18 protein-coding genes are annotated in these 22,941 nt (G+C 61.9%); 7 read left to right on the forward strand and 11 right to left on the reverse strand.

Annotation, left to right across the window (positions count from 1 at the left end):
- Window position 1: 1 nt before the first annotated feature.
- The 5 genes from edd to rimO all read right to left on the reverse strand — a co-directional run bounded on the left by edd (window position 2) and on the right by rimO (window position 8,323).
- Window positions 2-1,819 carry a phosphogluconate dehydratase gene (gene edd / locus ASS64_RS04735; RefSeq protein ID WP_067690717.1) on the reverse strand — a complete coding sequence of 606 codons (1,818 nt, stop codon included), beginning with the start codon at window positions 1,817-1,819 and terminating at the stop codon, window positions 2-4.
- A complete protein-coding gene (gene zwf / locus ASS64_RS04740; protein ID WP_067690720.1) occupies window positions 1,809-3,251 on the reverse strand; it encodes a glucose-6-phosphate dehydrogenase in 1,443 nt (480 codons plus the stop codon). The genes edd and zwf overlap by 11 nt, the downstream gene beginning before the upstream one ends.
- An 85-nt stretch (window positions 3,252-3,336) precedes the next feature.
- Window positions 3,337-4,134 carry a transglutaminase family protein gene (locus ASS64_RS04745; RefSeq protein WP_067690761.1) on the reverse strand — a complete coding sequence of 266 codons (798 nt, stop codon included), beginning with the start codon at window positions 4,132-4,134 and terminating at the stop codon, window positions 3,337-3,339.
- 208 nt (window positions 4,135-4,342) lie between these two features.
- Window positions 4,343-6,598 (reverse strand): EAL domain-containing protein, encoded by a 2,256-nt coding sequence (locus ASS64_RS04750; protein ID WP_198147645.1) that lies wholly within the window; start codon window positions 6,596-6,598, stop codon window positions 4,343-4,345.
- 351 nt (window positions 6,599-6,949) lie between these two features.
- Window positions 6,950-8,323: a 30S ribosomal protein S12 methylthiotransferase RimO gene (rimO, locus tag ASS64_RS04755; RefSeq protein ID WP_067690764.1), complete on the reverse strand. Its 1,374-nt coding sequence runs from the start codon at window positions 8,321-8,323 to the stop codon at window positions 6,950-6,952.
- Between the two features lie 77 nt (window positions 8,324-8,400).
- On the opposite strand from rimO, the gene ASS64_RS04760 reads away from it, so the two are divergent.
- Window positions 8,401-8,799 carry a DUF1761 domain-containing protein gene (locus tag ASS64_RS04760; RefSeq protein ID WP_067690726.1) on the forward strand — a complete coding sequence of 133 codons (399 nt, stop codon included), beginning with the start codon at window positions 8,401-8,403 and terminating at the stop codon, window positions 8,797-8,799.
- Here the strand turns inward: ASS64_RS04760 and ASS64_RS04765 are convergent.
- The 3 genes from ASS64_RS04765 to serS all read right to left on the reverse strand — a co-directional run bounded on the left by ASS64_RS04765 (window position 8,796) and on the right by serS (window position 12,129).
- A complete protein-coding gene (locus tag ASS64_RS04765) occupies window positions 8,796-9,920 on the reverse strand; it encodes a TrkA family potassium uptake protein (protein WP_083508181.1) in 1,125 nt (374 codons plus the stop codon). The two genes, ASS64_RS04760 and ASS64_RS04765, sit on opposite strands and share 4 nt — an antisense overlap.
- A 52-nt stretch (window positions 9,921-9,972) precedes the next feature.
- Complete coding sequence (gene surE, locus ASS64_RS04770) at window positions 9,973-10,737, reverse strand: 5'/3'-nucleotidase SurE (protein WP_067690729.1); 765 nt, start codon at window positions 10,735-10,737, stop codon at window positions 9,973-9,975.
- Between the two features lie 114 nt (window positions 10,738-10,851).
- Entirely contained in the window at window positions 10,852-12,129 is a 1,278-nt protein-coding gene (gene serS / locus ASS64_RS04775; RefSeq protein ID WP_067690732.1) for a serine--tRNA ligase, read from the reverse strand.
- A 131-nt stretch (window positions 12,130-12,260) separates the two neighbouring features.
- Here serS and ASS64_RS04780 point away from each other — a divergent pair, with 131 nt between their 5' ends.
- The gene (locus ASS64_RS04780) at window positions 12,261-13,562 is read left to right on the forward strand and encodes a sulfotransferase (RefSeq protein WP_234002327.1); all 1,302 of its coding nucleotides are present in this window, start codon (window positions 12,261-12,263) and stop codon (window positions 13,560-13,562) included.
- 48 nt (window positions 13,563-13,610) lie between these two features.
- On the opposite strand, the gene ASS64_RS04785 is transcribed toward ASS64_RS04780, so the two are convergent.
- On the reverse strand, window positions 13,611-15,941 hold the full coding sequence (locus ASS64_RS04785) for a TonB-dependent receptor (protein WP_067690735.1): 2,331 nt from the start codon (window positions 15,939-15,941) through the stop codon (window positions 13,611-13,613).
- Between the two features lie 127 nt (window positions 15,942-16,068).
- Here ASS64_RS04785 and ASS64_RS04790 point away from each other — a divergent pair, with 127 nt between their 5' ends.
- The 3 genes from ASS64_RS04790 (at window position 16,069) to ASS64_RS04800 (ending at window position 18,441) form a co-directional block, all read left to right on the forward strand.
- Window positions 16,069-16,689, forward strand: coding sequence for a TetR/AcrR family transcriptional regulator (locus ASS64_RS04790; RefSeq protein ID WP_067690738.1), 621 nt, complete (start codon window positions 16,069-16,071; stop codon window positions 16,687-16,689).
- 53 nt (window positions 16,690-16,742) lie between these two features.
- Window positions 16,743-17,006, forward strand: coding sequence for a hypothetical protein (locus ASS64_RS04795; RefSeq protein WP_198147646.1), 264 nt, complete (start codon window positions 16,743-16,745; stop codon window positions 17,004-17,006).
- Between the two features lie 265 nt (window positions 17,007-17,271).
- Window positions 17,272-18,441, forward strand: a complete 1,170-nt coding sequence (locus tag ASS64_RS04800) for a tyrosine-type recombinase/integrase (RefSeq protein ID WP_369815353.1) — start codon at window positions 17,272-17,274, stop codon at window positions 18,439-18,441.
- A gap of 18 nt (window positions 18,442-18,459) precedes the next feature.
- Here the strand turns inward: ASS64_RS04800 and ASS64_RS16920 are convergent, their stop codons facing one another.
- Window positions 18,460-18,588, reverse strand: a complete 129-nt coding sequence (locus ASS64_RS16920) for a DUF5818 domain-containing protein (protein ID WP_234002328.1) — start codon at window positions 18,586-18,588, stop codon at window positions 18,460-18,462.
- A 66-nt stretch (window positions 18,589-18,654) separates the two neighbouring features.
- On the reverse strand, window positions 18,655-19,239 hold the full coding sequence (locus tag ASS64_RS04810; RefSeq protein ID WP_067690743.1) for a lytic transglycosylase domain-containing protein: 585 nt from the start codon (window positions 19,237-19,239) through the stop codon (window positions 18,655-18,657).
- 145 nt (window positions 19,240-19,384) lie between these two features.
- Here ASS64_RS04810 and ASS64_RS16345 point away from each other — a divergent pair, with 145 nt between their 5' ends.
- Together ASS64_RS16345 and ASS64_RS04820 are read left to right on the forward strand one after the other, a co-directional pair.
- The gene (locus ASS64_RS16345) at window positions 19,385-20,293 is read left to right on the forward strand and encodes a toprim domain-containing protein (protein ID WP_083508182.1); all 909 of its coding nucleotides are present in this window, start codon (window positions 19,385-19,387) and stop codon (window positions 20,291-20,293) included.
- A 75-nt stretch (window positions 20,294-20,368) separates the two neighbouring features.
- Window positions 20,369-22,941, forward strand: a 2,573-nt coding sequence (locus ASS64_RS04820; protein WP_198147647.1) for a strawberry notch family protein, incomplete at its 3' end; no start/stop codon positions are given.

Genomic DNA, 22,941 nt, shown 5'->3' on the forward strand with positions numbered 1-22,941 from the left:
CTCACAGCCCTGCCATCGCCATCATCGAGGAAGCGCCCCGTTCCGCTCCGTCTGCATTGCTGCGGAACATGGCGAAGAGTTCGCGACCCATGCCTGTTTCGGGCGCTGGCTCGGGCGCCGGATCGCGCGCATCGAGATCGACGTCGGACGACAGTTCGCCTGTCGCTGCGCAGACCCGCACCAGATCGCCGTCGCGCAGCCTGGACAGCGGCCCGCCGCCCAGCGCTTCGGGCGTGCAATGGATCGCTGCGGGCACCTTGCCCGATGCGCCCGACATGCGGCCATCGGTAACGAGCGCGACCTTGTAGCCGCGGTCCTGCAGGACGCCGAGGGCGGGGGTGAGCTTGTGCAGTTCAGGCATGCCGTTGGCTCGCGGGCCCTGGAAGCGGACCACGACGACCACGTCGCGGTCGAGTTCGCCCTTTTTGAACGCCTCGTTCACGGCAGACTGCGTCTCGAATACCCGACAGGGGGCCTCGACGGTCCAGCGTTCGCGCTTGACGGCGGAAGATTTGAAACACGCGCGACCGAGATTGCCTTCGACGAGCCGCATGCCACCATCGGGCTGGAACGGGTCGGACGCCGGGCGCAGCATCTCCGTGTCGCCCGAAGGACCCGGATCACGCCAGGCAAGCGCGTCGCTATCCATGCCCGGTTCTCGGCTGTAGCTCTCGAAGCCGCCATCCCAGATCGTCAGGATGTCGGAGTGCGCAAGACCTTCTTCGAGCAGCGTGCCGATGACATAGCCCATGCCGCCCGCCTCGTGGAAATGGTTCACGTCGCCCGAACCGTTGGGATAGACGCGTGCGATCAGCGGTACGGCGCTGGACAGCTCGGACAGGTCGGTCCAGTCGAACCGGATGCCCGCCGCGCGCGCCATGGCCGGGATATGGATCGCATGGTTGGTCGACCCGCCGGTCGCGAGCAGGCCGATGGCCGCGTTCACGATGGCCTTCTCGTCGACCACGCGCGACAGCGGGCGAAAATCCTCGCCCGACTTGCCGATCGCGGCGAGACGGTGCGTGGCCGCACGGCTCAATTCCTGCCGCAGCTTGGCACCGGGCTGGACGAAGGCCGCGCCGGGCACGTGGAGCCCCATCATCTCCATCATCATCTGATTGGAATTGGCGGTGCCGTAGAAGGTACAGGTGCCGGGCGAATGGTAGCTGCCCATCTCGCTGGCGAGCAATTCCTCGCGCCCGACCTTGCCTTCGGCATAGAGCTGGCGCGTCCGCTGCTTTTCCTTGTTCGAGATGCCCGTCCCCATCGGTCCGGAAGGGACGAAAATGGCCGGAAGGTGCCCGAAGCGCAGCGCGCCCATCAGCAAGCCGGGCACGATTTTGTCGCAAATCCCGAGCAGTGCGACGCCATCGTACATCGCATGGCTCAGTGCGACGATGGTCGACAGCGCGATGGTGTCGCGGCTGAACAGCGACAACTCCATACCCGCCTCGCCCTGTGTTACTCCGTCGCACATCGCGGGCGTGCCGCCCGCGACCTGCACGGTGGCGCCGACCTCGCGCGCCCAGATCTTCATCCGCTCGGGATAGCGGTAATAGGGCTGATGCGCGGAGAGCATGTCATTGTAGGCGCTGACCACGCCCAGGTTGGGTCCCTTGGCGGCCTTGATCGCTTCCTGATCCTCTTCCGCGCCCGCGAAAGCGTGGGCGAGGTTCGAGCAGGACAGCGAGCCGCGATTGACCTGCCGCTCGCCCTCCCGGTCCATCAGGTCGAGATAGTCGGAGCGGCTATCGCGCGATTTGGCAATCACCCGCTGGGTTACGCGGTGGATCGTGTCGTTCAGCGGCTTATTCGTCATGCCAACTCACTCCGTCGCGTTCGGCGAGGGCGATGGCCGCGCTTGGCCCCCAGCTGCCTGCGCCATAGGTTTTGGGCCTGACGTCTTCCTGCTCCCACAAAGCACGGATCGCGTCGATCCATTCCCATTGCGCCTCGACCTCGTCGCGCCGAACGAAAAGCGTCTGGTCCCCTTCGATCAGGTCGAGCAGCAGGCGCTCGTAGGCGATCCGCCGCACCGTGCCGGTGAAGGCATCGGGCATCGCTATATCGAGCGGGATCTGCCGCAGGCGGATACCCTCCCGATCGAGGCCGGGTACCTTGGCCATCATCGACAGCTGGACGTTTTCCTCCGGCTGGATGCCGATGACGAGCCGGTTGGGCTGCGTGCTCGCTCCCCGACCCTCGAAAATCGAGTGGGGGATGCAGCGGAATTGCACGACGATCTCGGTTACGCGCTCGGGCAGGCGCTTGCCGGTGCGCATATAGAAGGGAACGCCCTTCCAGCGCCAATTGTCGACATGCGCCTTGAGCGCCACGAAGGTTTCGGTATCGCTGTCCTTGCCAAGTTCGTCGTCGTAGCCCGGCACGGCTTGCCCGTTCACTGCACCGGCGCGGTACTGGCCGGTTACTGTCTCATCCCTGGAAATGGGGCGAAGGGCGCGAAGCACCTTCACCTTTTCGTCGCGCACGGCAGTGGAATCGAAACTGGTGGGCGGCTCCATCGCTACCAGCGCCAGCAGCTGGAGCATGTGATTCTGAACCATGTCGCGCAGCGCGCCGCTGTCGTCGTAATAGGCGACGCGCGATTCCAGCCCGACCGTCTCGGCGACGGTAATCTGGACATGATCGATATAGGTCGCGTTCCAGACCGGCTCGAACAGGAGATTGGCAAAGCGCAGAGCCAGAAGGTTCTGGACCGTTTCCTTGCCGAGATAGTGGTCGATTCGGAAAATGCGGTCTTCGTTGAACGCCTTGGCGACGGCGGTGTTGATCTCTTCGCTCGAAGCGAGATCCGTGCCGAGCGGCTTTTCGAGGCCGATGCGAACATTGCCTTCAGTCAGTCCAGCATGGACGAGGCCATCGATCGTCGCTTCGAACAGGCTGGGCGCGGTCGACAGGAAGATCGCCAAGCCCTTGGTGTATTCGCCGACTTCCCTGGCCAGCTCGTCATAGCCATCGAGTTTCGTTGCATCGACGGGCACATAACTCAGCCGATTGAGAAATTCGGCGACACCTCCTCGGCGATGATCGGGAAGGTATTTCTCCAGCGCCTCTCGTGCGAAATCGCGATAGGCCTTGGTGGTCATCTCCGACCGCGCCGTGCCTACAATCCGGAGGTCCGGTTCCAACAGCCCGTCCGCATCCAGCGCGCATAGCGAAGGAAGCAGCATACGCTGGGCGAGGTCGCCGGTTGCGCCGAACAGAAGCAGGCGGTCTGCGGAAACGCTCATGCCGGGGGCCGCGCCATCATCGTTGTCTGTCTCCTCGCGAGAGCGGGTAACAGCGCGAACGAAAGCAATCCAGTCGGCTGCATTCCTATTCTTTCCTTACTTTGACCTCACTCGAGCGGAAGGTGCTGGGGCCGAAGCTCGTCAGGAAGCTCACGTCGGCCGCATCCCGACCGATGCCGATCTTTACGGTTTCGGCCGGGTCGGCCATTCCGGTTGCATCGACCAACTGCCACGTGCCGCCCTTTCGGGATTCTGGATCGGCAAGGAACACTTCCGCTACGGCATGGAAGTCGGGCGGATCGACTCCCGGGGCATAGCAGGCAACGTAGCGCGCAGGGATCGTGCTGGCACGGGCCATGGTCACCAGAACATGCGCATAGTCTCGGCAAATTCCCCGACGGGCGATGAAACTCTCGGCAGCACCGGTTTCGTTGTTCGAACTACCGGAAATGTAACTGAAATTCGCAGCGATCCAGTCGCGGATCGCCGCAACTCGGGCGCCGCCATCGGTGCCCGAAAATTCTGCCTCGACGAAGGGTTGGAAATTGTCGGCAGGGCAATAGCGGCTGTCGAATAGATATTCGACCGCTTCGCCAGGCATGGCGTGCGGTGAAAGGGCGGCCAGTTCCTCAAGCTTGTCGAGCTGGCGATCGACTTGGACACGCGCCTCATAATCGACCTCGAATTCACCCGCTGCGCGAATCCAGATCCGTTCGCCGATTTCGTCCTGCGCGGGCACTCTGGCGCAGTGATCGCTGGGGCTCAGCCGTGTCGAATGCGACAGAATATTCTGTTCGGGGATCGATGCGGCCTCGAATTGAAGCAGCACATCGGTCGGGGAGGGGAGTTGGAAGGCGAAGCGGGATTCGATCGAAATCGGCATATGGCCGGTCAACGAGGCACGAGCAGGTTCGTTTCGGGAGGCAATGGGAATGTGCCTGAAATGAGAAAGGGCCCCGCAAAAGGGGCCCTTTACCTTCTATGCTTGATCGCGGCTTAGCCGTCGAACAGCCATTCCCAGAAATTCCACATGGTCGTACCTCCTTTGAGTGTGGAGGTAACTATTCATTAACCATGTCTGTTTGTAAAGTCTAAACCATGTTCGCCGCCGCCCTGTTTTTGCCAAAGTCCTTTAATTCCAACAAGTTAGATAGGGATACGGGTCTGGAAAAGGCGAAGCCCTGCACCTGCTCGCAGCCGATTTCCTCCAGCAAACCAATATCCTGGGGGTTCTCAAGCCCTTCGGCGACGACGGTGATTCGCGCCTCGCGTCCCATTGCGGCAATGCTCGCGACAATTGCCCGCGCCTTGGGGTCGCGCGCCATGTTCGTCACGAAGAGGCGGTCGATCTTGAGTTCGTCGAACGGCAGTTCGTAGAATGCTTCGTAGCTGGATGAGCCGATCCCGAAGTCGTCCATCGAGATCTTGACGCCGATCGCCTTGAGTTCCTCGATGATGCTCGCCGCTACCGTATGATCCGAGATACGGGCCGTCTCCGTGATCTCGAGGACGAGAGACCGTGGATCGAAGCGCGTCGCCTGAAGGGCATTTCGCACGATTCCGGCAATCCGCATGTCGCCGAGCAGAGTAGCCGAGATGTTCACCGCCATCGAGATCTTTCGGCCGCGGAAATGCAGCAACTGGCCGGCCGAACAGGCGCTCTGGAGCACGTAGCGTGTAAGATGCTCCATCCGTCCCGCTTTTTCGCACTGCTGGATGAAGTGCATGGGCGAGATGAAGCCACGCGCTGGATCGTGCCAGCGCACCAGTGCCTCGACCCCGACGATCGATTTCGAATTCAGATCGATCTGAGGCTGGTAGACGCAGTAGATTTCGCCCGCTTCCATCGCCTCGTCGATGCGCGCTCTTAGCGAGATGTCCCAGAGGAGGTCGCTTTGCGATCCGGTCTCGGCAATCGCAATGGGATTGTGAGCCTCGGAAGTTTCTTCTGCCGCAGCGACTGCCGCGGCGAGGCGTGCCGGAGGATCGCCCTCGATCGAGGCAATTCCGAACGTAATGCCCACGTCGACCGAAAACCCACCGACCTGGACCGGAGCGGCAAAGATCGCGCGAAGACCTTCGAGATGTTCGACGACCGCGTCGGTTTCGTCGCTCGCCACGTACCAGCCGAGATGGTGGCCCTCGCTGTAGACCGCCAGATGCGGATCCGCCGCGCGCAGCCGGTCGACGAGCTTTAGGACATAACTGCCCTTTTCGTCCGACCTGAGCGTCTTCAGCACGCGTTCGTAATTTTGGATCTTGGCGATGACGATGTGTCCATTGCCTATCGAATCGCGGAGAAGCCGCGCTTCGAGAGCGCGAAGCTTCGGCAATCCCGTTTCCAGATTGACCATTTCGACGCGCCGCTTCCAACGCATCCGGGAACGGAGCGCGGCATAGACCGCCAGGAAACCGAGCGCATAAGACAGCTCGATGCGTAATCCGACTTTTGCGGTAGCGAGAAGGATAACAGGTGCAAGAACGGCAATACCGGAGTATGCAATCCATCGGCGTTTACGACTAGTGCCGAGCGTGAGGGCAATGAGCAGCAATGCGGCAAAAAGGGCCAGTACGGCCGGTCCGCGTACCAGTCCGGTTTTGCCGGCCTTGAGGGTCTCGCCGCCATAGATGTCAACATAGCTGGCCGCCGCGTCGATTTTCCGCGGTATCCGTTGCTGGCTCCCGGGAACCAAGCCGGAGTGACCGACAATCACGGTCTTCCCTGTTGTTTCGACCGGCAATTTTTCTACGCTCGAAATGCCCTCTGACAATGCAGTAATAGGGATGACTGCAATCTCACTGTGGGCAAAGCCGTAGTCGACGGAAAACCGGCTGTTATTCTCTAGTTCTATACCGCTTATCGCAGACGAGAAGGAGCGCATGGGGCGCCCGCCAACATCATAAACATGTTGCAGCTTCCATGCGAAACCCAACCAGTTGCGATCGGTCTGGTCCGATACAACCCGGTTCACCGGCCCGGCTATGGCGGGGGAGGTAGCGTGGCGTACTTCCTCGACGGCGGTTCCCTCGACAATTCGGTCGACCAGGGTGATCCTCGGACCCAGATCGGCAATCGATTGCGCTAGCCGCTCATCGGCTCGAGGGTCGCTGGATTCGGCGAAGGTTATGTCGAGAAACACCTTCCCGGCGCCCTGCCGGTCGAGTTCGTCCAGCGCGGCGGCGAGTTCGTAGCGTCGCTGGGGATTCTTTGGATCGTTCAACGCCTCGTCAGAAGCCACGAAAACGATGTCGCCCGAAGGACTCCGGTCTGCAATTCGCGACTGGATCAGCCAGAGAAATTGATCTGCAGGTTCCAGGAGGTAGGTTGCAAACATCGCAAGGCTCAACAGCCCCGCCCACAGCACGTGCCGCAAGCGTTCGAACAGGCGCCCGCCGAACAGCGCGCGCCCGCTACCGAGTATCGGCCCGGCAAGTTTCGAGAAGCGTGTCTCACCCATCGAACGCCCTTATGGCGCTCTTAAGTTTAAGAAAGATTTGATGGCGGCGATGGAAGAACCCCACAGCCCAAGGCTGCTGCGGCTTGCGAAGGTAAACAGTGCTTTAGGGTTTTGGGTAAAGGCGCATTGGCAGGGACCAAAAAAACTCGCGCCATTTCTCACGAATTTCCGTTACGGTTGAGGGGGATAGCTGCAGGATGCCGCAGTGAGCGTTCACAGTTAACCGTTTTCCCCGGTGTATCAGGCTACCGCACCGTAGAGGTCGTGCGCATCGCTGTCCTCGATCGAAACAGCTACAATATCGCCCTGAGCGAGATCTTTTGGCACGTTGCGAAGGTAGACGGCGCCGTCAATTTCGGGTGCATCGGCCTGGCTGCGGCCGGTGGCCCCGACATCGCCATCCTCGTCGGGTGCGCCGATTTCGTCGATGATCACCGGAATTTGCAAGCCCACCTTGTCAGCGAGCTTGGCCGCGCTGATCCGCTCGGTCACTTCCATGATCCGGGCGTAGCGATCTTCCTTGACCTCTTCGGTCACCGGATCCGGGAGGCTGTTTGCCTGCGCACCTTCCACCGGCTCGAAGCGGAACGCGCCCACACGGTCGAGCTGCGCTTCCTCGAGCCAATCGAGCAGGTATTGGAAATCCTCTTCGGTTTCGCCGGGGAAGCCGACAACGAAGCTAGAACGGATGGCGATCTCGGGACAGATCTCGCGCCAGCGCTTGAGCCGTTCGAGCACCTTGGCCTCGTTGGCCGGGCGTTTCATGGCGCGCAGCACCTTGGGGCTGGCGTGCTGGAACGGGATGTCGAGATAGGGCGTCAGCAGCCCCTCGGCCATCAACGGGATGACCGCATCGACATGGGGGTAGGGGTAGACATAATGCAGCCGCACCCACGGCGGCGTGCCGTCGCCGGCATCGAGCTGGCCGAGTTCACGCGCCAGATCGGTCATGTGCGCGCGCACCGGCTCGCCCTTCCAGACGCGTTCCTCATGACGTGTGTCGACACCATAGGCGCTGGTGTCCTGGCTTATGACCAGCAGCTCCTTGGTGCCCGCGGCGACCAGTTTTTCAGCCTCGCGTAGCACCGCATCGATCCGGCGGCTCGCGAGCTTCCCGCGCAGGTCGGGAATAATGCAGAAGGCGCAGGAATGGTTGCAGCCTTCGGAGATTTTCAGATAGCTGTAGTGACGCGGCGTCAGCTTGACATCCGGCTGCGGAATCAGGTCGATATAGGGGCCTTGCGAGGGCGGAGCGTGCTCGTGGACCGCGTCCACGACTGCCTCGTACTGATGCGCTCCAGTCACTGCGAGCACGCTGGGGTGCGCCGCGCGGATCGCATCGGCTTCTTCGCCCATGCAACCGGTCACGATGACCCGGCCGTTTTCGGCGATCGCCTCGCCGATCGCCTGGAGGCTCTCTTCCTTGGCGGAGTCGAGAAAGCCACAGGTGTTGACCAGCACCACGTCGGCGCCGGCGTAATCGGGACTCATCGCATATCCGTCGGCGCGCAGGCGGGTCAGGATGCGCTCGCTGTCGACCAGTGCCTTAGGGCAGCCGAGGGAAACCATGCCGACCTTCTTCTGGTCGGGGATCGGGATCGTCTGGGTAGTCATGATTGCGCGCGCCTCTACACCTATGCGCGGCTTTAGGCTAGCGTCGAACGTATCGAGAAGATCGGGGAGAAACATAGATGGGCGAGATCAATTGGTTGCCCGTATTGCTCGGCGCGTTGGCCTTCTTCCTTGTAGGGGCGATCTGGTACGGGGTGCTGTTCGCAAAGGCCTGGCAAAAGGCGGCGGGAGTGAGCGACGAACAGCTTCAGGGCGGCAATATGGCGGTGATTTTCGCTCTCACTTTCTTGGCCGAAGTGATCATCGCTTCGACCCTGTGGCATGCGATCCAGCGTACCGGGGCCAGCGACCGGGCGGTCATGATGATGGCGGTCGGCTTTGGCGCCACGATCATGGTCCCGGCGATCGGCATCAATTATCTCTATCTACGCAAGACGTTGGCCCATTTTCTCATAGATGCCGGGCACTTCATCGTCGGCATGGCCGCGATGGGCGGTGTATTCCTGTACTTCCGCTAGACTTGGGCGTCGATGCGATCGTCGCGGTCATGTCCGTCGCCCTTGGTTTCGCCATTGGTGGTAGGCACGATCTCGACGACCACGTCCCCGGGTTGCAGGTTTTGGCACTCCTCTTCCCAGAAGCCGAGTGCCTTTCCGTTGCGATAGATGCGCAGGCCCCTGCCACCGGTGCGCAATTCGCTGATCGCGCAACCGCATTCCTCCTCGGTGATCGTGCGCTCGACCAATTGCACGCGGCCGGTGACGCTGGCGAGGTCGGCGAGATATTCGGCGATGTGCTCACCCTTAGCGCTGCCGGCCAATAACAGGCCGGTAAACCGAACCGGGTTGATGACATTGTCCGCCCCCGCCTGCCGGGCGAGCGATTCGTTGTCGTCTGCTCGAACCACCGCACTGATCGGCACTTGCGGGGCAAGCGCGCGCACGGTCAGCGTGATGAGGATGGTAGTATCGTCGCGCCCGGCGGAGACGAGCACGTTCTGCGCTTGCGCGATGCGAACCGCTTTCAAAGTCTGGTCACGCGTGGCATCGGCGGCCATGACATTGCAGCCCAGCGCTTCGGCCTCTTGCAGGCGGTCCTCGCTGGGATCGATCACCACGATGCACGAAGGATCGGTGCCCCGTTCGATCAATTCGCTGACCGCTTCGGAGCCGGAAATGCCGTAGCCGAGCACTACGATGTGATCGGAGAGCTGTTCCTGGATGCGGGCCATGCGCCATTTCTCCCAGCTGCGCTTGATGATGAAGTTATAGGCCGTGCCGACGAATATGAAGAACACGGCAAAGCGGATCGGCGTAACGATCACGGCCTCGACCAGGCGGGCGCGGTCGGAAATCGGTGCGATGTCGCCAAAGCCGGTGGTGGTGATCGAAATCATCGTGAAATAGATGACGTCGAGAAAGCTGACCTCGCCGTCGAGATTGTCGACCAGTCCCTCGCGGTCCCACCAGTGGACCATGATGACGATGAAGATCAGGAACAGCGCGGCACCCAGCCTGATGCCGAGATCGCCCCAGACCGGAAGCCTGACCGCGCGCCTCAGCGGCTGGAACCGCGGCCCGCGATAGGTGCGGGGCGGGCTGGAAGGAGCGATCCTGTCGACCTGCTTGTCGCTGCTCATCGCGCGCCTTGGTGCGCCCGCAACCCCTTGGGGTCAATAGGAATGCGGTCGTTCACCCTTCGTAGCGATCCGCCAGCGCGCCGAGCGAGGCGTGATGCGTCAGGTCGAGCTGCAGCGGCGTGACCGAGATGTACCCTTCGTCGATAGCCTCGAGGTCGGTGCCATGGTCGAGCGTGTGCTCGATCGCTTCGAGGCCGAACCAGTAATATTGGAACCCGCGCGGATCGCGACCTTCGACCACCGTACCGCGCGAATAGTCGTGAAATCCCTGCCGCACGGCACGAATGCCCTTCACATCGGACGGCGGCACGGGCGGGAAGTTGACATTGACCAGCGTGCGCTTGGGAAGCGGTGTGTCGAGCAGGGGCGCCAGCACTTTCGCGCCCCATTCGATGGCCGGTGCGAAGGGGCCGTCCTCGCCCATTCCTTCCTTGGAGTAGACCTGGCTCAGCGCGATCGAGCGTACCCCGGCCAGCGCTCCCTCGATGGCCGCTGAGACGGTGCCCGAATAGGTGATGTCGTCGGCCAGGTTAGCGCCGCGATTGACGCCGGAAAGAATCACGTCGGGCGGGCTGTCGATGACTTTGCGCAGTCCCATCGTCACTGCATCGGTGGGCGTTCCGGTTACCGAAAAGCGGCGATCGCCATGCTTGCGAAGGCGTACCGGGCGGGTCAGCGTCAGAGCGTGGCCCATCCCTGACTGCTCCTCGTCGGGCGCGCAGACCCAGATATCGTCCGAAAACTGGCGCGCAATCGCTTCGAGCACCTCGAGCCCGGGTGCATGGATGCCGTCGTCATTGGTGAGGAGAATTCTCAAAGCGACACTCTCTCTATCCGTTCGTGCTGACCTTGTCGAAGCACCGTTCTTCACTTCAGGCACAGCACTCAAAGAAAAGGACAGCCCTTCGACAAGCTCAGGGCGAACGGAATTCTACCGTGGTACCAATATCGAGATGCCGCCCATATAGGGGGCGAGCACGTCGGGTACATCGACGCTGCCGTCGGCGTTTTGGTAGTTTTCCATCACCGCGACCAGCGTGCGCCCGACTGCCAGGCCCGAGCCGTTGAGCGTATGGACGAACCGCGTCTTCTTCTCGCCTTCGGGGCGATAGCGCGCATTCATCCGGCGGGCCTGAAAATCGCCCGTGTTCGAACAGGACGAAATCTCGCGCCAGGCGCCCTGGCCGGGCAGCCAGACTTCGAGATCGTAGGTCTTGCGTGCGCCGAAGCCCATGTCGCCGGTGCAAAGCAGCATGCGGCGATAGGGGAGGTTGAGCGCTTCGAGGATTCCTTCGGCGCACTTCGTCATGCGCTCGTGCTCGGCCTCGCTGTCTTCTGGGCGACAGACGCTGACCAGTTCGACCTTTTCGAACTGGTGCTGGCGAATGAACCCGCGCGTATCGCGTCCAGCCGAGCCTGCTTCGGAGCGGAAACACAAGGTGTGTGCCGTCATGCGGATCGGCTCGGCCAGATCGGGCAGGATATCGCCCGCAACCGAATAGGTGAGCGGGACTTCCGAGGTCGGGACAAGCCAGCGATCGTCGGTCGTTCGGAAGCTGTCCTCGGCGAATTTGGGCAGCTTGTCGGTACCGTACATCGCTTCGTCGCCGACCAGCACGGGCGGATTGCATTCGGTATAGCCGTTTTCGCGCGTCTGCTTGTCGAGCATGAACTGCGCGAGCGCGCGGTGCAGCCGGGCGATATCGCCGCGCAGGAAGGTGAAGCGCGCGCCCGAGAGCTTGGCGCCGGTTTCGAATTCCATTCCCAGCGCGGGGCCGATGTCGGCGTGTTCCTTCGGCTCGAAATCGAACTCGCGCTTCGTGCCCCACTGGTGCTGCTCGACATTGTTGGTCTCGTCGGCGCCTTGCGGCACGTCGTCGGCGGGCAGGTTGGGCAGGGTGGCGAGCAGATCGTGCAGCTCGGCTCCCGCAGCGCGCTCGGCCTCTTCCCATTCGGGCATGCTCGCCTTGATCTCGGCCACTTCGGCCTTCAGCGCTTCGGCCTTGTCCTTATCGCCCTGGCCCATTGCCTGGCCGATCGCCTTGGAGGCCTCGTTGCGGCGGTTCTGCGCCTGCTGGACCCTGGTTGCCGCCTCGCGCTTCTTGGCGTCGAGCGCGATGATGCGGTCGGCCACCGGATCGGCGCCACGGCGGGCAAGGGCGGCATCGAAGTCGGACGGATTGGCTCTGATAAAGGCAATATCGTGCATGGCCGGGCCTATGCCTTTTCGCATTCGCCTTGGCCAGATACTTCGGACCGGCGCGCCTTGTCCTTTTGCGGGCACGCTTCTAGCGTCCATACGTTGAGGGGCAATTCCAAGAGCTTGAAAGGCCACCCAGCTTGCACGACCAGCCGATCCAGCCGCCGCGCCGCACGCGTTTCATCGATGTCGCGGACGGCGTGATCCGGGGTGGGCGCAGGCTGGGCGTGATCGACCCGGCGCGGCTCGAAAAAGGTTTCCTGCTCGAACAGGCGGTCGATGCGACCGGCCTCGACGATTTCGGCGACCCCTGGTTCGAACGCCCGTTCGACGTCCTGCTCGACAGCGTCGGGAGCGAAGCACAGCTCAATGCGGCGGGCGACTTTTCCGCCATGAAGATGTTCCATCACGTGCTGCGCGATCGGCTCTATACGCAGATGTGGTTCAAGCGGCATCCCGAAATCCTCGCCCGGCCGCTCAAGAACCCGGTGGTGATCGTCGGCCCGATGCGCTCGGGCACCACGCGTCTTCACCGGCTGCTGGCGAGCGACAAGCGTTTCGCTCATCTGCGTAGCTTCGAGACGATCAGCCCCGTGCCGCGCCCCGAATTCGAGGCTGTGCTGGCCGGCGAGGCCGAAGATTTCCGGCCCAAGCTCGCCAGCCGTATCCTCAAGGTCGCGCGGCTGGCCAATCCGCGCACGCTGTCGATCCACCCGACAGGGGCGTTCGAGCCCGAGGAAGAACTCGGCCTGGTTGCCGCCTCGATGTACGGGATGAAGTGGGAGGCACAGTGGCATGTGCCGGGATATGCCGACTGGTGCGCAGACGAATCCGCCGTGCCGGCCTATCGCCACATGGCCAATCTGCTGCGGCTGATAGGCTGGTCGCAGCAGGAAAGCTCGCTGCGGCCGTGGATACTGAAGACCCCGCAACACATGCTCGATCTGCCCGCGCTGCTCGAGGTGTTTCCCGATGCGCGGCTGATCTTCACTCATCGCGATCCGCGGCAGGTGGTCGGCAGCGCGGCCTCGCTGGCGTGGAACCAGACGACGATCTACACCGATCACGTTTCGCCGCAGGAAACCGGGCGGCAGTGGCTCGACAAGACCGACCAGATGATCGCGAAGATGCGCTGCGCGCGCGATTCCATTCCGCGCGAGCGGATGATCGATGTGCAGTATGAGGACATGGAGCAGGACTGGCGCGCGACGATGGAGCGGGTTTATCGCTTCCTGGGTCTCGACATGGAACCGGCGGTGCCGGGGATGCAGCGCTATCTCGACCGTTCGGCACAGCTGAAGCGGAACCCGCATCGTTATAGCCTGGCCGAATTCGGCCTCGGCGAAGACGAAGTAAACGAACGCTTTGCCGACTATACCGAGACATTCGGCATCCCGGTCGAAAACCAGGCGCTGCCTTCGCGCCGGCGCGCCGCCAAATAGCAAGGGGTCGGGAACAATCCTCCCGACCCCGTGCGCCGTTCTACCAGATCAATAGGTAAAGGTGACCGTGGCGAAGACCTGCCGCGGATTGCCGTAGAAGGCCGTCAAGGTGCCTTCGGGGCCCAAGGTCGGAATGGGGAACCCGTTCGCGCCGTTGACTATCGCTCCCGTTCTCGGATCGGTGGCTACGAAGGTATAGCCGCTGGTCTTGTATTCCTTGTCGAACAGGTTCCTGCCGTAAATCCCCACGCTCCAGCGATCGTCCGGCGCGGTATAGACCACGCTGGCATCGAGCAGCGCGAAACCGTCCTGATCGAGGAAGGGGTTGGGAATCTCGAATTGGCTGGTCTTGCTGCGATAGGACAGCGTCGTTGCGAGATAGAGATCGCCTGTGCCCACCGGCGTGTCATAGCTGGCGGTGATGCTGCCGGTCAGTTCGGGCGTGTTCTGAACCACGCGGAATTCCGCAACCTCGGCCGGCGCATTGTTGATATTGGTGATGTATTCGTCATATTGCGCGTCGATATAGCCGAGCGATCCGGCAAGGCCGAACCCGCCGGGGAAGCGTGCATTGGCCTCTAGCTCGAGGCCCTTGAAGGTGGCCTTGCCCGCATTGGAGACGACGCCGCAGAAGGTCGTCACTCCCCCAACCTCACACGCAACCGAGCCCGGAATCTGAACGTCGGTGTAATCGGCATAGAAAGCCGCTGCGGCGATGTTCAGGATACCGATATTGCCCTTGTAGCCAATCTCGTAGCTGTCGACTTCTTCGGGCGCGAAACTCAAGAAGTCGGCGACTTCCTGGTCGGTCGGGCCTCCCGGCGTCGTGGTGGGCGCATTGAGGCCGACCCCGCGCGGATCGAAACCGCCGCCCTTGAAGCCTTTCGAATAGCTCGCATAAATATTGTGATCGGGCGTGGGCTTGAAGCTTATCGAGGCCCGGGGCGTAAATTTCTTGAACTCGCGGCTACCTGCGAAGTCGGTGCTCGGCCCGCCGAAAGGAACGCCGGCACCGCCGAAGACCGGTGAACCGCCGCCCAGATAGTTCTGGCGGAGGATTTCGGCGCTGCGTTCATCCCAGGTGTAGCGCCCCCCGACCGACAGGCTGAATTGCTCGTTCAGATCGTAGGTGAAATCGCCGAAGATCGCATAGGTTTCGGTATCCACATTGGCCTGAGTGAAGGCGGTAAACCCTGGGAAGGTGGTGAAAAGGCGTACATCGAACAGCGTGTCGGCCTTGGCGTCGAGATAATAGAAGCCGAGCAGCCCGCTGAACGGCCCGCCATCGTCCCACAGCAGCTGGAATTCCTGGCTTACCTGTTCGTTGAAATAGGCGCCGGGCACGTCGAGATCGACCGCGGGAAGCGCGTCGAAGTCGATCGGTGTGAAGCTGTCGTCCTTGCGCCAGGCGGAAATCGAACGGAGCGTCAGGGCATCGCCCAGCTCGACCTCGGCGTGCAGCGACACTCCGTAGGACTCGACGTCCTGTTCGGGGTCGTTGAGCCCGCCGCGCGTATCGAAGACATTGTCGAGCACCGGTGCTCCCGAGTTCAGGCCCGGGATCAGACGATGGCCGCCGCGCGGATTGCTCTTGTCCTTGGTGTAATCCCCCTGGACGCGGATGAAGACCGGCTCGCCATAGCCGCCGAGCTCGAGGCTTGCGCGGCCCGCCCAGATATCCTTGTTGTAATTCTCCAGACCGGTGGTGAGATTGTCACCGAAGCCGCCTCGCGAGAGTCGTGCGAACGAACCGCCGATACGGGCAAGGTCGCCGAGCGGGGTCGAAGCGGTGATGACGCCTTCCGCCTGGTCGTACGTGCCGTAGGTCGCGCGCACCTTGAGCGCGGTCTCCTGCGGCAGGCGCCGGGTCACGTATTTGACCGCACCGCCGATCGTGTTGCGGCCGTAGAGCGTGCCCTGCGGTCCGCGCAATACCTCGATCCGTTCGACGTCGTAAATGTCGAGCACCGCGGCTTGCGGGCGGTTAAGATAGACATCGTCGAGATAGATCCCGACGCCCTGCTCGAAGCCGGAAACTGGATCCTGCTGGCCGATACCGCGGATGAAGGCGGAAAGGGTGGAATTGGTCGCGCGGCTCGCTTCCAGCGTCACATTGGGCACGGTCTGGCCGACATCGGTAATGTCGAGCGCGCCGCGCTGCGACAGCTCTTCGCCGCTAAGGGCGCTGACGGCCACGGGCACGTCGAGCAAGCGTTCCTCGCGGCGCCGTGCGGTAACGATGATGATGTTGCCGTCGTCGGCCGGTGCTGCCTCGGCGATTGGATCGTCATCCGGCTGTGCCTGCGCCGGCGCGGCGATGAATGCCGTCGTAGCCGCACCGCACAGCAGGCTGGCGGCAAGAATCCTGATCGAACGCATTGCGGTTTCTCCCTCCCGAATTGTTATCTGCCTGAAGCAATACTGAAAGTTGAACCACCTTTCAAGTTTCTTGTTGCGCGGCAGGTCGGTTTTGGTAGGTTTGCGCAGTTTGCGGGGGGATCGACCAATGGCTGCGACGGACGTTTCAAGCGACAAGACGCCGCGGACGGAGCGGGGCAGACGGACGCTGCGCAAGCTGCTCGATGCGGCTGCTACCGAATTTGCCGAGAAGGGTTTTCACGAGGCTTCGATCAGCGGCATCACGCGCAGTGCCGGGGTAGCCCTGGGGACTTTCTACACCTATTTCGACAGCAAGGATGCAATCTTCCGCGCGCTGGTTTCGGACATGAGTGCGGGCGTGGGCAAAGCGGCGCGCGAGGCGATCGAACCCTCGATGGGCGCACTCGAGGTCGAACGGGCCGCGCTGCGCGCCTTTCTCGAATTCGCCGCCGAGCACAAGGAAATCTACCGCATCATCGACGAGGCGGAATTCGTCGATCCCGAGAGCTATCGTGCCCATTACGAAACCATCGGAGCGCGTATCGAGGAACGGTTGCGGGTTGGGGCCGAGGGTGGTGAATACCGTCCCGATCTCGGCCCGCCCGAGGCCTGGGCGTTGATGGGCATGAACGTATTTCTGGGGCTGCGTTACGTCATCTGGGCGCGCGAAGGCGACCCGGATTTTGCGGAGGTCGCGCGCCGCGCAAACGCATTTCTCGCCAGGGGAATAGCCGGAAGCAACGCATGACGGGCGGAACCGCAGGTGTGCGATGTCGTTGATCTCCCAAAGGAGAATTCGACATGATCGGCAAGGTAATCGGAGCATTCGTGGGCGATCGGATCGCCCGCAGGACCAGCGGCCTGGGCGGCGCCAGCGGAGCCGCGTTGGGTGTGATCGCGACCAGCGTGCTACGCCGGATGAGCGTTCCTGCAATGGTCGCGCTCGGCGTCGGCGGCTATGTCGCCAAGAAGGTCCTCGACAAGAAGCAGGCGGAAGGCCCGGAACAGACGCCATCCAAGACCTCCACCGCGCCCAAGACGGACAACGGCAGGAAGGCCGCCTGAGCGTTCCGGCATAAGGCGAACAAAGGCCGCCTCGTCAGGGGCGGTCTTGGTCGTTCCGGATCGGAGGAGATGGTGGGCGCGGCAAGGATTGAACTTGCGACCCCACCTGTGTGAAAGATGGGTTTTAGGACTCATGCGGAAGCATGAGGACGAAAAATATACTTGAAAAACAGCATCTTTCGTCTATGGTCATCCTCAAGCGTGCGCATAAGTTTTTCATACTTTTTTCATACTTTTTCGATTTGCGACGCGGATGGAGGATGGCTTGCCGGACCTCAGCAAGATTGGATCGCGCGACAAATTGAAGCCGAGAGCAGACAAGGAGCCTTATTGGCAACGCCTCCAAGCTGGTTGGTATGTCGGGTATAGGCCTTCCAAGCTTGGGAGCCATGGAACCTGGTTTGCTCGCGCTTACGATGAGGATTTGCGGAAGTATCGCCGAAAGGCGCTCGGACGGTTTGGATCCCTGACTGGCAACGATGTATTTGCTGCGGCCAGAAAAGAAGCCGAGACGTTTGCGGAACTGGTCGAAAGCGGAGGTATCCAAGTTGAGAAGCTTGAGACCGTGGCAGACGCATGTCGAGCCTATTTGAGCGAAAAGCCAGGCTCAATCGCAGAGGGCGTGTTTCGCCGCCATGTTTTCGGCGATCCACTCGCGCGGATCAAGCTTTCGAAGCTTCGGAGACGACACCTTCGCGACTGGCGAAAACGCCTGGAAGATGCTCCCGCATTGATCAGTCGGAGCAAGAAGGGCGACAAACGAGTCAAAGCCCGTTCGGCTGCCACGATCAACCGAGACATGGTGCCGCTTCGCGCTGCGCTTTGGCGAATTCTACCTCCAGGCGCACCGAAGACGGACGCGGCGTGGCAAGAGGCGTTGAAGCCCATCAAAGGTGCCGATAGGAGACGGGACCTCTATCTGGACAGGCAAGAACGTCGTCGGCTGCTTTCCGAGCTCGACACCGACATAGAGCCATTTGTGCGCGCACTATGTTTGCTTCCGCTTCGGCCGGGTGCGTTGGCTGCGCTCAATGTGAGCAATTTTGAGAAACGGACGAGAACACTTACAATCGGGTCCGACAAGAACGGCGTGCCCCGCCAGATATCGGTGCCGGAAAGCATCGCGAGCTTCTTGAGCGAGCAGTCCAAAAGCAAACTGCCTTCTGCATGGTTGTTTACTCGCAGCGACGGCATCCCATGGTCGAAAGATATGTGGAAGGGTCCGATCAAGAAGGCTGTGGTGGCATCTGAGCTGCCTGCGCAAACATCAGCATACACTTTGCGCCACAGCGTGATTACCGACTTGGTTCGCGGTGGCCTTCCCATTCTCACGGTTGCGCAAATGGCGGATACTAGTGTCGCTATGATCGAACGCCACTATGGGCATCTTGTTCGAAACGACGCTGAGGAGGCCTTAGCGCAACTTGTGCTTTGATTGCCAAGCGACTCTCGACTAGCAGGCACTCAACCACTCTACCCGCAGCCGATCAAGGCCGACGACGACACCCTCTGCGGTGACTTCAAACCCGAAATCATCAATCGACGGCTCAAAGTCCTCGAGAACCCAGTGATCCCCCTGCATCGATTACGATGGCGGCTCCTCGAGGGAGGTGCTCAAGTCGGCCGCTAATCCTTTTCCGATTCGTATTCATGATCTGCTGTATGCCATCCATCGCTCAATAACGCTCTTCACATATCCAGGTGTTTCCCGATTTTTCGGTATTCCGCCGGCTTGCGACACGGCGCCGGGTCCAGCGTTGTAGGCAGCCAGCGCGAGATGGATCGCACCGAAGCGCTCTAGCATCTGCTTCAGATACCGCGCGCCGCCATCGATGTTCTGAGCCGGATCGTGGCGATTGCTGACACCAAGTTCTCTTGCCGTTCCCGGCATGAGTTGAGCGAGCCCAGCGGCGCCAGCCGGACTGATCGCCATCGGGTTGAACCGCGATTCCTGCCAAATCAGGGCCTGAAGCAGTCGAGCTGGCAATTGGTATCGCGCTTCAGCTTGCCGGATGAGTGGCTCATACAAGGCTTCCTTGAAGCTTCTATCGATATAAGCCTTGCCGCCGTCTGGCTTGCCCAAGTAGATTGCAGTCGGGTTGAAAGCGCGCCCTTTGTCGGTTGTAGCCTCAACTGTGGCGAGGTCATGGTCGAAGACCTGAAACTCCTGCGCGCGCGCGGATCCCGAAATCGCAATCGCGAGCGCAGCGCAACCGCAGGCCACCAGAGACATTCGCATCGAATTACCTTTCACCTTGCCTCGATCCGCAAGAGAACATAAATAGAACGAATGGGTGTAGGAAAACGTTTTTTTGCAAGTTTATCCGAGAGGAGAGGGGTTCGTCTGGAGGGGGCAATTGTGAGGCGATGGAGCCGGTATGCCCGTTTCGAATTCAACCCTGTCACGTACCTCGCTTGAGGACACCGCCCGCAAGATCTGCGAAAGCCGAGGGGGCAAATGGTCCGGCACAAAGGGGATGGCCTGCTGCCCCGCGCATGATGACCGCACGCCGTCTCTGAGTGTGTCGCTCGGCCGACAGGCTATCCTCTTCCACTGTTTCGCGGGGTGCGATCAGCAGGGCGTACTGTCTGCATTGGCGCGTGAAGGTTTCGAGGCACCGGCGCTTTTTTCAGCTTCTATGACCACCAACGAACCCGAACCGACCAGCACCCGCAAACTCTCGGCGGTAGCGCTGAGGATCTGGCGCGATGCACAGCCACTGCGTGCCACTCCGGCAAAGGCTTATCTTGAGAGCCGCGGCATCCTCGCCGCATCTCCCGCGCTCCGCTTCCATCCACGAACGCCGCTTGGCCCGGAAGGACGGGCCCGCTTTTTGCCCGCGATGATTGCGGCGGTCAGCCTCGACGAGGGGCCGATCGCCATCCATCGCACGTTCCTTTCGGGCAATGCCAAGGCCGATTTCGACAAACCGAAGCGCGCGCTCGGCGCGCTCGGTGAAGCTGCTGTTCGTCTCTTCGCTCCAGTTTCCGGCAAGCTTGGCCTTGCCGAGGGGGTCGAGAGCGCGATGTCGGCCTATGCTCTCACCGGCATTCCCGTGTGGGCGACCCTGGGCAATGAGCGCTTCGGTCTCGTGAGCGTGCCCGAGAGCGTGACCGAGCTTCACCTTTTCGTCGATCACGATGCTGGCGGTGAGCTGGCCGCGTCGCGTGGCCTAGCCGCTTATGCCCGCGATGGACGGACGATCCAGGTTCGCAAGCCTTCCTCGCGCGACACCGACTGGAACGACGAACTCACAGCATGGCTGCGCCGCAAAACGGCCCGGTAGAGGAGAGAGGGCTTCTCGAATTTCTGATCCGGCAGAGGGTGTGTCCCGATGCCCTCATCAGGAGGACGAATCGCCATGTTTCAATCAGACCTGTTTCCCGCCGGCGAGCAACAGTCGTCAGTGCCATTGGCTTACGCCGTCGGCGCCGGGATTGCCGAGCTTCTCGCTTCGGGACGTCACCTTTCCCGCGCCGATATCGCCGGCCTGTTCGCCGAGGAAACCGGCGTCATGGACTGGGGAAGCGCCTGGACCATCGATGACTACAACAACGCGGTCGAGATCGGCGCACTGCTCTGGCTGCGAGAGTCCTCACGGATCGATCTGGCGACGAACGTGCACGAAGCCGAAGCGCGGTTCGACTGGCTCAAAGCAGCCTTACCGCCCCGGCATGTTCGCAGCGAGGCACAGGTCGAGCTCCAGCAGTTCTCGACCCCGCCAATGCTGACCTGGCTGATGGCAGGGGCCGCAGCTATCTCTGCGCACGACACGCTGCTCGAACCGTCCGCCGGCAATGGTGCGCTTGCCCTATGGGGCAGCGTCCGGAAGGCCTCGCTGCTCCTCAACGAGATCGATCCGGCCAGACGAGACAGCCTAGGCCACATCTTCGCTGCGGCCCCGATCACCGCGCATGACGGGGAACTGATCGCCGACCTGCTTCGCGGCCCTGTTCCGTCGGCCGTGCTGATGAACCCGCCGTTCGCTCACAGCCACGAACGCGGCAAGGATGGTGAGACGGCGCAGCGCCACCTGCGCAGTGCAATCCGGGCGTCAGCCGCTGGGGCGAGGATAGTCGCGATCATGCCCGAAGGCTTCGACGCTTCAACCTTCGCCAAGGAACAGGACGAAGCATCGCTCCTGCTCAATGTCCGCTTGCAGCAGATGTTTCGCCGGACAGGAACGGGGATCGCTGTTCGCCTGGTTGTGTTCGACAAGACGCCGACTGCGTCCTCGCCTGCGATCACCGGAGATACTGCCGACCTCATCTCGCTCCACGAGCTTATCACTGCGCTTCCGCCACGCGTACAGACCTCCGCCAACATCCATCGCCTGCCGCTCGGTAAGCCAGTGCGCCTCGTTGGCAAGACTTCGGCCCAAAGCGCGCCGGTTCGGCCGATGGCGCCGTTCGCCGCGACACCAGCAGCCACGGCGAATGCGATCGACCTTGCCTATTCGGTCTTCGCCGACCCCGCGCCTGTGCCCGAACAGGCAGGCATCTACCTGCCTTACCGGCCCAGCCGCATCGCCTTCGAAGATGCGCCGGTGCATCCCACCCCGCTCGTGGAATCGGTCGCCATGGGTTCGGTCGCAGCACCGCAGCCCGATGTTTGCCCGCGTCTCCCCGCAAATTGGCAGGCCAATGGCCTCTTGTCCGAAGCGCAATGCGAGACACTGGTCTACGCTGCCCAGGCATTCGCACACGACCTCCCGGGTCAATTCAAGGTCAGCCAGGAAGGCACCTCGCTTGAGCTTGCCAACGACGGCCACGCCTACCGCCAAGGCTTCTTCCTCGGCGACGGGACAGGAGCGGGAAAGGGACGACAGATCGCCGCGGTCATCATGGACCGCTGGCTCGCCGGCGAGCGTCGCCATATCTGGATCACCAAGAACGAGGCGCTGCTCGAAGATGCACGCCGCGACTGGGAAGCACTTGGTGGGCTGCCGCTCGACATCCAGCCGCTCTCCCGCTGGAAACTCGGCCAGCCCGTAACGACGTCCGAAGGCATTCTCTTCGTCACCTATCCGACGCTGCGCTCGGGCCGCGCCGAGGATACGCGGCTCGACCAGATCTTTGCCTGGGCGGGCGAGGATTTCGACGGCGTGATCGCCTTCGACGAAGCCCATGCGATGGCTAATGCGCTCGGGGGCTCTTCAACCCGCGGCAAGGTCAAGGGCTCCGAACAGGGTATGGCGGGCCTCAGGCTGCAGAACCATCTCCCGCGCGCCCGCGTGCTCTACGCGTCTGCCACTGGCGCTTCGGATATCGCCAACCTCGGTTACACTTCCCGCCTCGGCCTTTGGGGACCCGAGACCGCTTTTCCGACCCACGAGGCATTCATGACCGAGATCCGCGCTGGCGGCGTCGCGGCGATGGAGCTCGTCGCCCGTGATCTCAAGGCCCAGGGTCTCTATCTTGCCCGTGCGCTTTCCTTCGCCGGGGTCGAGTACGAGATCCTCGAACACAGCCTGACCGAAGCGCAGGTGCGGATCTACGATGCCTATGCCGATGCCTGGGCGATCATTCACCGCAACCTCGAAGCTGCGCTCGAAGCAACCCGCGTGGTCGACGAGGACAGCGGCGATACGCTCAATGGGAACGCCAAGGCAGCAGCACTCTCGATCTTCGAGGGCACCAAACAGCGCTTCTTTGCCCAGCTCCTGCTTTCGATGAAACTGCCGAGCCTGATCCCCGCGATGGAGGCGGCACTTGGTGAAGACCATTCGGTTGTCGTGCAGCTCGTGTCGACAGCCGAGGCCATGCTCGACCGACGCCTTGCCGACCTTAGCTTGGAAGAACGCGAAGCGCTCGATATCGATCTGTCCCCGCGTGAATACGTCATCGACTATCTTACCAAGAGCTTCCCGGTGCGCCTGATGCAGGTCTTCGCCGACGAGGACGGCAATCTTCGCTCCGAGGCGATGAGCGACGC

The sequence above is a fragment of the Erythrobacter sp. AP23 genome, from assembly GCF_001542855.1.
In the GTDB taxonomy this organism is placed as follows: domain Bacteria; phylum Pseudomonadota; class Alphaproteobacteria; order Sphingomonadales; family Sphingomonadaceae; genus Qipengyuania.